This is a genomic window from Variovorax sp. GW821-FHT09A10, assembly GCF_059418385.1.
This window is the reverse complement of record NZ_JBWKPT010000005.1, coordinates 53,865-65,962: the sequence shown is the minus strand read 5'-3', so window position 1 is coordinate 65,962 and position 12,098 is coordinate 53,865. Positions and strand designations below refer to the sequence as shown.

The window sequence follows — 12,098 nt, the reverse complement described above, 5'->3', positions numbered from 1 at the left end:
GCGGATCAGTAGCGGTAGGTGTCCGGCTTGTAAGGGCCGTTCTTGCTCACGCCGATGTAGGCGGCCTGGGCGTCGGTCAGCTCGGTGAGCATGGCGCCGACCTTCTTCAGGTGCAGGCGCGCGACCTTCTCGTCCAGGTGCTTGGGCAGCACGTAGACCTTGCCGGCTTGATACGCATCGGGCTTGGTGAACAGCTCGATCTGGGCAATGGTCTGGTTGGCGAACGACGACGACATCACGAAGCTCGGGTGGCCCGTGCCGCAGCCCAGGTTCACGAGGCGGCCCTTGGCCAGCAGGATGATCTTCTTGCCGTCCGGGAAGGTGATGTGGTCCACCTGCGGCTTGATCTCTTCCCACTCGTACTTCTCGATCGACGCGACGTCGATCTCGTTGTCGAAGTGGCCGATGTTGCAGACGATGGCCTGGTCCTTCATCTTGACCATGGTGTCGTGCGTGATGACGTCCTTGTTGCCGGTGGTGGTCACGAAGATGTCGGCCTTGTCGGCGGCGTACTCCATGGTCACGACCTTGTAGCCTTCCATGGCCGCCTGCAGGGCGTTGATCGGGTCGATTTCAGTCACCCACACCTGGGCGCTCAGGGCACGCAGCGCCTGGGCCGAGCCCTTGCCCACGTCGCCGTACCCGGCCACGCAGGCCACCTTGCCGGCGATCATCACGTCGGTCGCGCGCTTGATGCCGTCGACCAGCGATTCGCGGCAGCCGTACAGGTTGTCGAACTTGCTCTTGGTGACCGAGTCGTTCACGTTGATGGCGCGGAACAGCAGCGTGCCCTTGGCGCTCATCTCGTTCAGGCGGTGCACGCCGGTGGTCGTCTCTTCGGTCACGCCGATGATCTCGGCCGACTTGCGGGTGTACCAGGTGTCGTCGACAGCCAGCTTGGCCTTGATGGCGGCGTAAAGAATGCGTTCTTCTTCGCTGGTCGGGTTGGCGAGCACGCCCAGGTCCTTTTCGGCGCGCTGGCCCAGGTGCATGAGCAGCGTGGCGTCGCCGCCGTCGTCCAGGATCATGTTCGGGCCTTCGCCCTTCGAGCCCTTGGGACCGAAATCGAAGATGGCGTGGGTGTAGTCCCAGTAGTCCTTCAGCGACTCGCCCTTGATGGCGAACACCGGCGTGCCGGCGGCGGCGATGGCGGCGGCGGCGTGGTCCTGCGTCGAGAAGATGTTGCACGAGGCCCAGCGCACTTCGGCGCCCAGGGCTTGCAGCGTCTCGATGAGCACGGCCGTCTGGATGGTCATGTGCAGCGAGCCCGTGATGCGCGCGCCCTTCAGGGCCTGGCCCTTCGAGAACTCTTCACGGATGGCCATGAGGCCGGGCATCTCGGTTTCGGCGATGCGGATTTCCTTGCGGCCCCAGGCGGCAAGGGACAGGTCGGCAATCGCCTGGTCGGCGGTCGAGACGGGGGTGGGCTTGAGTACAGCGCTCATGAGAACTCCAAAACTGGTTTGAAAGATGCCACTGCGTACGGGGAAGAAAAACTCACCGCGAGAACAGCGGGTGAGCGTGGTTGCGATGTGGTCCGAGCCTCACGCCTGACGGCGCTGCAACGCTCCTCGGAGCGCCGGATTGTAGTCGCGCCCGCCCGGCCCGCCAATCGACCGGGGCATCCCACATCACGGAAAGCGCCGGCGCCCGCCAGGCCGGGCCGGACGGCGCGGGCCACCCCGGGAAACTCCGCAGGCAAATCCGCGCTTGGAGCGCCCTGAGCCGCGCCGGCCCGGCGTATCGTGGCGGCGGGCCCCGGCCGCCCGGCCGCTGCCTGCATCCACCCGTTCGATTGTTTTCATCACCCGACACAGGAGATTCCGCACCATGGCCACTGCCAAGAAAGCCGCCGCGAAAAAAACCACCGCCAGCAGCGCCGGCGCGAAGCAGGCGGCGCCGTCCGCCGCGGACATGCTCGATCCGATGAAGAACCTCAAGGGCATGGCCGAGCGCCTGCAGAACCTGAACCTGACCGGCGGCGCCGGCAAGCTGCTCGACAGCGGCCGCAAGGACCTGCAGGCGCTGATGCAGGCCAACGAGAAGTCCTACCAGGGCCTGCAGACCGTGGTGCAGCGACAGACCGAGATGATCAAGACGGCCATCGCCGAATGGCAGACCGCCGCCAAGGCGATGCCGGGCAAGGACCCGAAGGAAAACCTGGCCAAGCTCGACGAGCTGGGCCGCCAGTCGTTCCAGCGCGCCGTCGACGACATCAAGGAACTGGCCACCCTGGCCGCCAAATCGCAGGCCGACGCCTTCGACGTGGTGCGCCAGCGCATCCAGTCCAACGTGGACGAAGTCACGAAGCTGCTGCAGCGCAAGTAACAAGAAGCAAAGAAAGGCCCGCATGACCGCCGTCGCGCCCCGCACCGAACGGCGCACCCGCGCCAACGGCATCGAACTGGCCTGGGACAGCTTCGGCGACCCCGAGGCGCCGCCGCTGTTGCTGGTCATGGGCCTCGGCGCCCAGATGGTCGCCTGGGACGACGCGTTCTGCGCCGCCCTGGCGCAGGCCGGCGGGCACCACGTGATCCGCTTCGACAACCGTGACATCGGCCACTCCACCCACCTGCCGCACGCCGGCGTGCCTGACATCCAGGCGCTGATGCTGCAGGCCATGGCCGGGCGCCCGCTGCAGGTGCCCTACACGCTGCGCGACATGGCCGACGACTGCGCCGGCCTGCTCGACGCGCTTGGCATCGCGCGCGCCCACGTCGTGGGCGCGTCGATGGGCGGCGCCATCGGGCAGGAGATGGCCATCCATCACCCGGGGCGGATGCGCTCGCTCACCAGCATCATGTCGAGCACCGGCGACCCGGCCCTGCCGCCGCCCACGCCCGAGGCGCTGGCGGTGCTGTTCGCGCCCGCACCGACCAGCTTCGAGGCCTACCTGCCGCACCACGCCAAGCTGTGGCGCGTGCTGCGCGGGCCCGACGCCTTTCCGCTCGACGAGGCGCGCGACGCCGAGCGCGCGCAACTGGCCTTCCTGCGCGGCCTCAACCCGGGCGGCGTGGCGCGGCAGCTGGCGGCCGTGTTCGCGTCGGGCAACCGCAAGCCGGCGCTGCGCGCGGTGCAGGTGCCCACGCTGGTGATCCACGGCGATGTCGATCCGCTGGTGCCCGTGGCCTGCGGCATCGACGTGGCCGAGGCCATTCCGGGCGCGACGCTGCTGCGCATTCCGCGCATGGGCCATGCGCTGCCGATCGCGATGTGGCCGCAGATCATCGAGGCCATCGCCGCGCACACCGCACGGGCGGCGCGGCGCGACGATCACTGAAGAAATAAAGACACAACAACGAACCCAGACGGAGGTGTTTTGATGAACCAGTTTCCGTCCCTCGATCCCATGGCCCTGTGGCGCGAGCTCACGGCCCAGTGGGAAAAAAGCACCAACGAATTCGCCAACGAAACCATGGCCTCGGACCCGTTCCGCCAGGGCATGCACGGCGGCATGAACGCCTCGCTCACCGCGCAGAAGGCGGTGGGCGACCTGATGGCGCGCTACCTCACGCTGCTGAACCTGCCCACACGCGGCGACCTGCAGGCGCTGGGCGAGCAGCTGCACCGCATCGACGACCACCTGGCGGGCATCCGCCGCGCGCTGGAAGGCGGGGCCAGGCCTGCCGCGCGGACCGCCGACGCGGCCACCGCCCCGCCTCGGCCGCGTCGCACCAAGCAACCGCCCACGGCGGCGGCAGCGCCTGCACCGGCAGCCAAGGCCGTCACCGCCGCGAAGAAACGCCCCGCCGGAAAGCGCCGCCCATGAGTGCGCCGCCCGACACCTTCCAGCTGCCCGACATCCGCGGCGAGATCGAGCGCACGATCCAGCGCAACATCAAGGGGCTGGACTTCCTGACCTCGACCGCGCCCGCCGTCGGCCTCACGCCCAAGGACGAGATCCACCGGCGCGGCACGCTGAGCCTGTACCACTACCGCCCGATGGTCGACGAGATCTACCGCGTGCCGGTGCTCATGGTGATGGCCACCACCAACCGCGCCTACATCTTCGACCTCGCGCCGGGCCAGAGCATGGTCGAGTACCTGCTGCTCAAGGGCTACGACGTCTACGTGATGGACTGGAACGCACCGCGCCCCGACGAGAAGCGCCTGCGCATCGAGGACTACGTGCTCGACTTCATCCCCGATTCGATCCGCCGCGTGCAGGAAGACTCGGGCGAAGAAGACGTGACCATCGCCGGCTACTGCATGGGCGGCGTGCTCTCCACGCTGTATGCGGCGCTGCACCCCGGCGGGCCGATGAAGAACCTCGCGCTCTTCACCACGCCGATCGACTTCAGCCGCATGAAGCTGTTCCACGCGTGGTCCGACCGGCGCTACTTCGACGTCGACCGCCTCATCGACACCGTGGGCAACGTGCCGCCCGAGATGCTGTTCGCCTCCTTCGACATGCTGCGCCCCGCCGGGCGCGGCGCCGGGCTGGTGCAGCTGTGGGACAACATGGCCAACGACGAGTTCGTCAAGTCGTACCGCATGTTCGACCGCTGGGGCGCCGAGATGCTGCCGCTGGCCGGCGAGTACTTCCGCCAGACCGTGAAGGAGCTCATGTGGGACAACAAGCTGCACAAGGGCGAGCTGGTGCTCGGCGGGCGCCCCGTGCTGCTGAAGAACATCACCGTGCCGGTGCTGCACGCGCTGGCGCAGCACGACCACATCGTGCCCTACGAGGCGGGGCAGCCGCTGATCGCCGGCATCGGCTCCACCGACAAGGAAGAGGTGGTGCTCAAGGGCGGCCACGTGAGCCTGGCGGCCGGCACCAACGCCGTGCGGCGGCTGTGGCCCAAGCTCGACGAGTGGCTGGGCGTGCGCTCCACCTGACGAAGACAACCATCGAACACCTTCCCATGACCGCATCTTCTTCCCGCACCTACCCGCGCACCGTCGCCCACGCGGACGGCGAGATCGCCCTGCGCCTGATGACCGGTGCCGACGCCCCCGCCGTGCTGGCCTTCGCGCAGGCGCTGCCGGCGCACGACCTGCTCTTCCTGCCGCGCGACATCACCGAGCCCAAGGTGATGGCTGCCTGGGTCCGCGCCATCGAGCGCGGCGACATCGACAGCGTGCTCGCCGTGCGCGACGGCACCGTGCTGGGCTGCGCCGCCGTCATCCGCGACCCGCACTCATGGTCGGGCCACGTGGCCGAGCTGCGCGTGCTGGTGTCGCCCGCGCTGCGCGGCGGCGGCCTGGGCCAGCAGCTGGCGCAGGAGGGCTGCGCGCTGGCCTTCGCGCACGGGCAGGAAAAGATCGTCGCCCAGATGACCGTCGACCAGCGCGGCGCCATCGCCGTCTTCCAGGCCCTGGGCTTCCGGCCCGAGGCCCTGCTCACGCGCCACGTGAAGGACCGCGAGGGCAAGGCGCACGACCTCGTGGTGCTGAGCCAGGACGCGGCGCAGGTCGAGGCGCAGATGCGGGCGTACGGGGTGACGGAGGCGTTTTAGGCCCATCGGCGGGGGATTGAGGGGGTTGCCGGCACGGCCTCCTAAAATCGGGGGATTCCCCTGCAGATTGCCCACCTTGTCTTTTCTCGCCGAAACCCGCCGCCGTCGCACCTTCGCGATCATTTCCCACCCTGACGCCGGCAAGACCACGCTGACCGAAAAACTGCTGCTGTTCTCGGGCGCGATCCAGATCGCCGGCTCGGTGAAGGCCCGCAAGGCCTCGCGCCACGCCACCTCCGACTGGATGGAAATCGAGAAGCAGCGCGGCATCTCGGTGGCCTCGTCGGTGATGCAGATGGTGTACCGCGAGCACGTGATCAACCTGCTCGACACGCCCGGCCACAAGGACTTCTCGGAAGACACCTACCGCGTGCTCACCGCCGTCGACTCGGCGCTGATGGTGATCGACGCCGCCAACGGCGTGGAAGCGCAGACGCGCCGGCTGATCGAGGTCTGCCGCCAGCGCGACACGCCCATCATCACCTTCGTCAACAAGATGGACCGTGAAGTGCGCGAGCCGCTGGACATCCTGGACGAGGTGGAGCGCGAGCTCGGCATGCCCTGCGTGCCCATGACCTGGCCCGTGGGCCAGGGCAAGAGCTTCCGCGGCATCATGAACCTGCGCACGCAGGCGATGACGGTGTTCGAGTCGGGCAGCGAGCGGCTGCCGCACGACTTCGAGACCATTCCGCTGAGCGAACGCGACGCGCTCGTCAAGCGTTTCGGCGCCGACTTCGAGCACGCCATGGAAAGCATGGAACTGGCCACCGGCGCCTCGCCCACCTGGGACCGCGAGGCCTTCCTGGCCGGCAAGCAGACGCCCGTGTTCTTCGGCTCCGGCGTGAACAACTTCGGCGTGATGGAAGTGCTCGACGCGCTGGTCGACCTGGCCCCCTCGCCGCAGTCGCGCACCAGCACCACGCTGGTCAACCGCCAGCCGGTGGTGAAGGAAATTCAACCCGAGGACAAGGACTTCGCGGGCGTGGTCTTCAAGGTGCAGGCCAACATGGACGCCAACCACCGCGACCGCATCGCCTTCGTGCGCATGGCCTCGGGCAAGTACACGCCGGGCATGAAGCTGAAGGTGCAGCGCACCGCGAAGGAGCTGCGCCCCACCAGCGTCGTGACCTTCATGAGCCAGCGCCGCGAGGCGGTGGAAGAGGCCTATGCCGGCGACATCGTGGGCTTCACCACGCACGGCGGCGTGCAGCTGGGTGACACCATCACCGACGGCGCGAACCTGCAGTTCACCGGGCTGCCCTTCTTCGCGCCCGAGCTGTTCATGACGGTGATTTTGAAGAACCCGCTGCGCACCAAGCAGCTGCAGCAGGGCCTGGCCCAGCTGGGCGAGGAAGGCGCGATCCAGGTCTTCCGCCCCGAGGTCGGCGGCCCGATGCTCCTGGGCGCGGTCGGCCAGCTGCAGTTCGAAGTGGTGCAGCACCGCCTGAAGGCCGAGTACGACGCCGACGTGCGGCTCGAAGGCTGCCAGTACACGGGCGCGCGCTGGATCACGGCCGACACCCCGGCCGAGCTGCGCGAGTTCGTTCACGCCTACCCGGTGCGCATGGCCAAGGACGCGGCCGACACGCTGGCCTTTTTGTGCACCTCGCCGTACGACGTGCGGCTGGCGCAGGAGCGTTTTCCGAAGATCCACTTCCATCCGCTGCGCGAGCACGCGGGCCTGGCGCTGCAGAGCGCCGGCTGATCAGCTGCCCGACGAGGTGTAGTGGCGCAGCCCGAGGCGCCACGCACCGAACGCCGCCGCGAGGAACACGAAGCCCGCGAGCGGCGACACCCACCCCACCCAGGCCGGCGCGCCCAGCGGATCGGGCTTGCCCAGGATCGCCAGCACCGGGTAATACGCCACGCAGGCCAGCGGCACGATGAAGGTCAGCACGCGGCGGAACCACTGCGCATAGAGCGCCAGCGGGTACTGCGCCGCCTGCACGCCGCCGTAGGTGAGCACGTTGGCGATCTCCAGGCTTTCGACGGTCCAGAACGACAGCGTGCCCTGCAGCACGAGGATGCCGAGGAACAGCGCGATGCCGCCGGCCATGGCGAACATGGCGATGGCCACGGCGCTGGGGGTCCATGCGATGTCGGCCTGCACGGTCGCGAAGGCCAGCACGAGCAGGCCCTGCAGCAGGCGGCCCAGGCGGCTGACGCGCACGTCGTGGCCCATGAGCTGCAACGCGAGCGGACGTGGGCGCAGCAGCAGCCGGTCGAAGGTGCCGGTGCGCAGGAACTCGGTGCCCAGCACGTCGAAGCCGCGGCCCAGTGCATCGGCGAGAGCAAACATGCAGTTCACGAGGCCGTAGAACAGCGCGACCTCGCCGATGCCCCAGCCCTGCACCTCGCCGAAGCGATGGAACAGCGCCCAGACGGCGACCACCTCGATGCCAGTGCCCAGGAACTGGCCCAGGGTCAGCAGCAGCGCGGATGCGGGGTACCTGGCCTGGCCGCTCACCGAAGCAGCCATGAGGCGGAAGAAAAGAGAGAGCGACCCCATGCGCGCCCTAGCCCCCCTGCACCTGCAGGCTGCGCATCGTCCGCCCCATCGCCACCCGCCCGAACGCAACCAGCGCGACGATCCAGAAGCACTGCAGCCCCAACGCGCCCAGCGCATGCGCGCCGCTCAGCTGTCCGAAGTACAGCCGCGCCGGAATGTCGAACAGCCCCGCCAGCGGCTGCACCAGCAGCGCGGTCTGCCAGGCGTCGGGCAGCAGCGCCAGCGGCAGCAGGTTGCCCGAGAACACGATGACCACGGGCGTCGCCACCGCCTGGATGCCGCGCTCGTTGAGCGCCGCCGTGGTCGCCACGTTGAGCAGCATCACCATCGCGGTCGAAAGCAACAGGCCCAGCACCACCGACAGCAGGAACGCCGCGCCAGCCATCGCGCTCGCAGGCAGTTGCCAGGCCCAGTCGCCCAGCCCCACCAGCGGCAATGCGACCGCCGCGAAGGCCGCCATCAGCGCCACGCGCGGCAGCAGGCGCGCCGCGATCCAGCCGGCCGTGCGTGCGAACCACAGCGCGTAGGCGTCCACCGGGCGCAGCCGGTCGTAGGCGACGGCGCCGGTGCGCGCGGCCTGCGCCACTTCGGGGTCGCCGAGCCAGGGCATGAGCACCAGCAAACCTTGGGCGAGCCAGGTGTAGGTGATGGCCTGGGCCAGCGACATCGACAAGGCCGCGCCCGCGATGGCGCTGCCGCTGTAGAACGCGGCGAACACCATCACCTTGATGCCGCCCCACCAGCACTGCGTGGCAAAGCCCGCGAGCGCCGCCGTGCGGTACTGCAGCATCTGCAGGAAGCGCGAGACGAACGCCGCGACATACGGCCGGGCGAGGTCGCGCGGGCCCATGGCCGGCCTCACGCCTCGGCCGCTCCGTGCATGGCGTAGAAGCGCGCGATCACGGCTTCGATCGCGAGGCCTTCGAGGCGGATGTCTTCCACGGCGTGCGCGCCGGCGATGCGCGCGATGAGCGCGGGCGCGGGGGTCTGCTTGGGGTCGAAGTCGAGCACCAGCGTCTGGCCGTCGCGCGAATGCACGGTGGCGCCGTCGACCTGCGCAGGCAGCGTGGCGTCCTGTGCAAAGTCGACCACCAGCCGGCGCTCGGCCATCACCTGCGCGCGCAGCGCCTCGACGGGGCTGTCGGCCAGCACGCGGCCATGGCCGATCACGATCACGCGCTGGGCCAGGGCCTCGATGTCGTGCATGTCGTGCGTGGTCAGCAGCACGGTGGTGCCGCGCTCGCGGTTGGCGCGGCGCACGAAGTCGCGCACGGCGAGCTTCGAAGGCGCATCGAGGCCGATGGTCGGCTCGTCGAGGAACAGGATGTCGGGCTCGTGCAGCAGCGCCGCCGCGATCTCCGCGCGCATGCGCTGGCCCAGCGAGAGCTGGCGCACCGGCTGGTCGAGCACGCGCTCCAGGTGCAGCAGCGCGACCAGCTCGTCGCGCGTGCGGCGGTAGCGTTGCGGGTCGACGCGGTAGATGTCGCGCAGCAGGTCGAAGCCGTCGCCCACGGGCAGGTCCCACCACAGCTGCGTGCGCTGGCCGAAGACCACGCCGATGCGCGCCACGTGCCGCTCGCGGTCGGCAAAGGGGTCGCGGCCGTCGACTTCCACGCGCCCGCCGTCGGGCCGCAGGATGCCCGAGAGGATCTTGATGGTGGTCGACTTGCCCGCGCCGTTGGGCCCGATGAAACCCAGCAGCTCGCCGCGCTCCAGCGCGAACGACACGCCCGACAGCGCCTCCACCGTGCGGTGGCGGCGCTGCAGCAGGCCGCGCAACGCGCCGCGCAGGCCGGGGTCGCGCTCGGACACACGGTAGGTCTTGCGCAGGTTGTCGACGAGGATGTGAGGCATGGTGGAAGGGGCCGCGCCGGCCTGAAAGCCCGGCGGGGGCGGGATGCTACACGAAAGCAGCCGGTACGATCACGGGCCCTTTCGAGAATCCTGTCCATGTCTTCGCCTCCCCTGCCCGCCTCGCCCCACCACCTGTTGCCGCTCACGCGCTGGCCCGCCGACGCGCGCGCGGCGCTGACCGGCGTGTTCACCGACATCGACGACACGCTCACCACCGACGGCGCGATCACGCCAGATGCTTTGAAGGCGCTGGCCGACCTGAAGGCCGCGGGCCTGGCGGTGGTCGCCATCACCGGCCGGCCCGTGGGCTGGAGCCTGCCTTTCGTGAACAGCTGGCCGGTCGATGCCATCGTGGCCGAGAACGGCGCGGTGGCGCTGCGCCCTGCGGCCGATGGCGGCGTCGAGAAGCGCTACCAGCAGGACGCCGCCACGCGCGCCGCCAACTTCGCGCGCATGCAGGCCGTGCTGGCGCGCATCGAGCGCGAGATTCCGGGCGCCGGCCGCGCCACCGACTCGCCGGGGCGCGAGACCGACATCGCCATCGACCACAGCGAGTTCGTGACGCTCGACGACGACACCATCGCGCGCGTCGTCGCGCTGATGCGCGGCGAGGGCATGCACGCCACCGTGAGCAGCATCCACATCAACGGCTGGTACGGCGACAACGACAAGCTCGAGGGCGCGCGCTGGATCGTGCGCGAGCTGTGGGGCCGCACGCTCGACGACGAGATGGACCGCTGGGCCTATGTGGGCGACTCCACCAACGACCAGCTGATGTTCCGCAGCTTCGCGCACAGCATCGGCGTGGCGAACGTCGCGCGCTTCGTGCCGCAGCTGGAGCACCTGCCGCGCTACGTGACGCAGGGCGAGCGCGGCGCGGGGTTCGCGCAGGCCGCGCAGGCGGTGCTGTTGGCGCGCTGACCCAAGCGCACCGCGCGGGCGTCGCGCACGAAAAAAAGGCCCGCGCAGGGCGGGCCGAATGGACCGGTTGAACGACCCTTGGAGAAACTTGCAGGGGTGAGGGTCGCGCAATGCGCGACCCTTCAGGACATCAGAACGTGTGGCGGATGCCGAACTCGTAGCCCATCGAGCTCTTGGCCTGCAGCGCGGTGCGGTTGAACGTGGTGGCGTACGACGGGCCTGCACCCACCGTGAGCCCTGCGCCGTTCTTGTTGCTGACGCGCGCGACCGTGCCGTACAGCGCGGTGCGCTTGGACAGGTTGTGCACGTAGCCCAGCGCGAGCTTGTTGGCCTTCGGATCGGCGTTGTTCACGCCGAACACGGGCACGCGGTTGAAGTCGTACTTGACCTGCGAATACGACGCGCGGATCACGCCCGGGCCGACCGGCACGGTCACGCCCAGCAGGTAGCCGGTGAGGTCCACGTCCTGGCCGGGCGTGAAGATGTTCAGCGCGTTGCGCTCGTCCTTCGAACGCGAGATTTCGCCGAACAGCTTGGCCACGCCGAAGTCGTAGGTCGCGCCGAGGTTGAAGGTCTTGACCTTGCCCGGGCGCGCCACGGCGGCGGCGCCGCTGCCGGTCGTGAAGCTGGTGTCGTTCTGCGCGTAGCTGGCGGCGATGTCGAACGGGCCCGTCGTGTAGCCCAGGCGACCGCCGATGTGACGGCCGGTGTTGGTGCTGGCGGCGGTGTCGGGCGACAGGCGCGTCTGCTCGGCCAGGCCGTAGGCCACGTTGCCGTAGAAGCCGCCCAGGCGCGGCAGGAAGTACTGCACCATGTTGCTGGCGCGCTTGTAGGTGCCGTTGCTGCCGTAGCCGCTGCCCGGCACGCTGGCTTCGTTGGCGTCGATGATCAGCGAGCCGCCGATGCCGGTGTCGCCGAACGGATCGAACTGTTCTTCGTTCATCACCGTGGCGGTCTTGTCGCGGCCCAGGCGCAGTTCGCCGAAGCTGCCTGCCAGGCTCACGGTCGAGCGGCGGGTGAAGTTCGACACGCCGGTGGCGCCGTCGTCATTCGTGATCGGGGCTTCGAGCCAGAAGCTGGCCGACAGGCCGCCGCCCAGGTCTTCCACGCCGCGAAAGCCGAGGCGGCTCGAGCTCAGGCCCGAATTCGCCAGCTCGGTGCGGCTGGCCTTCACGCTGTAGGCGGGACCGAAGGGGGTGGTCGAAACGCTCTTGTTCGCTACGTTGCGGTAGGCGGCATCGACCACGCCGAACAGGGTCACGGTCGATTGCGCCGACGCGGCGCCGCAGGCTGCGATGGCAGCCAGAACAAGCAGGGATTTTTTCATTTATGTCACTCCAGGAGGGGGATGTCGC

At 69.2% G+C, this 12,098-nt stretch carries 12 protein-coding genes and 1 riboswitch; of the genes, 7 read left to right on the top strand and 5 right to left on the bottom strand.

The annotated features are described in order from the left end of the window. Nucleotides 1-5: 5 nt before the first annotated feature. Nucleotides 6-1,445: an adenosylhomocysteinase gene (gene ahcY / locus AC07Q9_RS19940; protein WP_095746892.1), complete on the bottom strand. Its 1,440-nt coding sequence runs from the start codon at nucleotides 1,443-1,445 to the stop codon at nucleotides 6-8. 65 nt (nucleotides 1,446-1,510) lie between these two features. Beyond that, a riboswitch (S-adenosyl-L-homocysteine riboswitch) is annotated at nucleotides 1,511-1,579 on the bottom strand. 251 nt (nucleotides 1,580-1,830) lie between these two features. Here ahcY and phaP point away from each other — a divergent pair. The 6 genes from phaP to AC07Q9_RS19910 all read left to right on the top strand — a co-directional run bounded on the left by phaP (nucleotide 1,831) and on the right by AC07Q9_RS19910 (nucleotide 7,164). After that, the gene (phaP, locus tag AC07Q9_RS19935; protein ID WP_139706033.1) at nucleotides 1,831-2,328 is read left to right on the top strand and encodes a TIGR01841 family phasin; all 498 of its coding nucleotides are present in this window, start codon (nucleotides 1,831-1,833) and stop codon (nucleotides 2,326-2,328) included. Nucleotides 2,329-2,350: 22 nt separating this feature from the next. Continuing rightward, on the top strand, nucleotides 2,351-3,280 hold the full coding sequence (locus tag AC07Q9_RS19930; RefSeq protein ID WP_095947938.1) for an alpha/beta fold hydrolase: 930 nt from the start codon (nucleotides 2,351-2,353) through the stop codon (nucleotides 3,278-3,280). A gap of 42 nt (nucleotides 3,281-3,322) precedes the next feature. Continuing rightward, complete coding sequence (locus tag AC07Q9_RS19925; protein ID WP_495311505.1) at nucleotides 3,323-3,769, top strand: hypothetical protein; 447 nt, start codon at nucleotides 3,323-3,325, stop codon at nucleotides 3,767-3,769. Then, nucleotides 3,766-4,839, top strand: a complete 1,074-nt coding sequence (locus AC07Q9_RS19920; RefSeq protein ID WP_307584315.1) for an alpha/beta fold hydrolase — start codon at nucleotides 3,766-3,768, stop codon at nucleotides 4,837-4,839. The genes AC07Q9_RS19925 and AC07Q9_RS19920 overlap by 4 nt, the downstream gene beginning before the upstream one ends. Before the next feature lie 26 nt (nucleotides 4,840-4,865). Continuing rightward, a complete protein-coding gene (locus tag AC07Q9_RS19915) occupies nucleotides 4,866-5,459 on the top strand; it encodes a GNAT family N-acetyltransferase (protein ID WP_495311503.1) in 594 nt (197 codons plus the stop codon). A gap of 76 nt (nucleotides 5,460-5,535) precedes the next feature. Next, a complete protein-coding gene (locus AC07Q9_RS19910) occupies nucleotides 5,536-7,164 on the top strand; it encodes a peptide chain release factor 3 (RefSeq protein WP_495311502.1) in 1,629 nt (542 codons plus the stop codon). On the opposite strand, the gene AC07Q9_RS19905 is transcribed toward AC07Q9_RS19910, so the two are convergent. Genes AC07Q9_RS19905 through AC07Q9_RS19895 form a run of 3 tightly spaced genes read right to left on the bottom strand, consistent with a single transcriptional unit; the run spans nucleotide 7,165 to nucleotide 9,822 of the window. Next, nucleotides 7,165-7,968 carry an ABC transporter permease gene (locus tag AC07Q9_RS19905; protein WP_495311501.1) on the bottom strand — a complete coding sequence of 268 codons (804 nt, stop codon included), beginning with the start codon at nucleotides 7,966-7,968 and terminating at the stop codon, nucleotides 7,165-7,167. It abuts the gene before it with no gap. A 7-nt stretch (nucleotides 7,969-7,975) separates the two neighbouring features. Next, the gene (locus AC07Q9_RS19900; RefSeq protein WP_495311499.1) at nucleotides 7,976-8,818 is read right to left on the bottom strand and encodes an ABC transporter permease; all 843 of its coding nucleotides are present in this window, start codon (nucleotides 8,816-8,818) and stop codon (nucleotides 7,976-7,978) included. A gap of 8 nt (nucleotides 8,819-8,826) precedes the next feature. Next, nucleotides 8,827-9,822: an ABC transporter ATP-binding protein gene (locus AC07Q9_RS19895; protein ID WP_159272795.1), complete on the bottom strand. Its 996-nt coding sequence runs from the start codon at nucleotides 9,820-9,822 to the stop codon at nucleotides 8,827-8,829. Between the two features lie 96 nt (nucleotides 9,823-9,918). Between AC07Q9_RS19895 and AC07Q9_RS19890 the strand changes: the two genes are divergently transcribed. Then, the gene (locus AC07Q9_RS19890; protein WP_495311497.1) at nucleotides 9,919-10,743 is read left to right on the top strand and encodes an HAD-IIB family hydrolase; all 825 of its coding nucleotides are present in this window, start codon (nucleotides 9,919-9,921) and stop codon (nucleotides 10,741-10,743) included. A 130-nt stretch (nucleotides 10,744-10,873) separates the two neighbouring features. On the opposite strand, the gene AC07Q9_RS19885 is transcribed toward AC07Q9_RS19890, so the two are convergent. After that, nucleotides 10,874-12,070: a porin gene (locus tag AC07Q9_RS19885; RefSeq protein ID WP_492679886.1), complete on the bottom strand. Its 1,197-nt coding sequence runs from the start codon at nucleotides 12,068-12,070 to the stop codon at nucleotides 10,874-10,876. Between the last annotated feature and the right edge of the window lie 28 nt (nucleotides 12,071-12,098).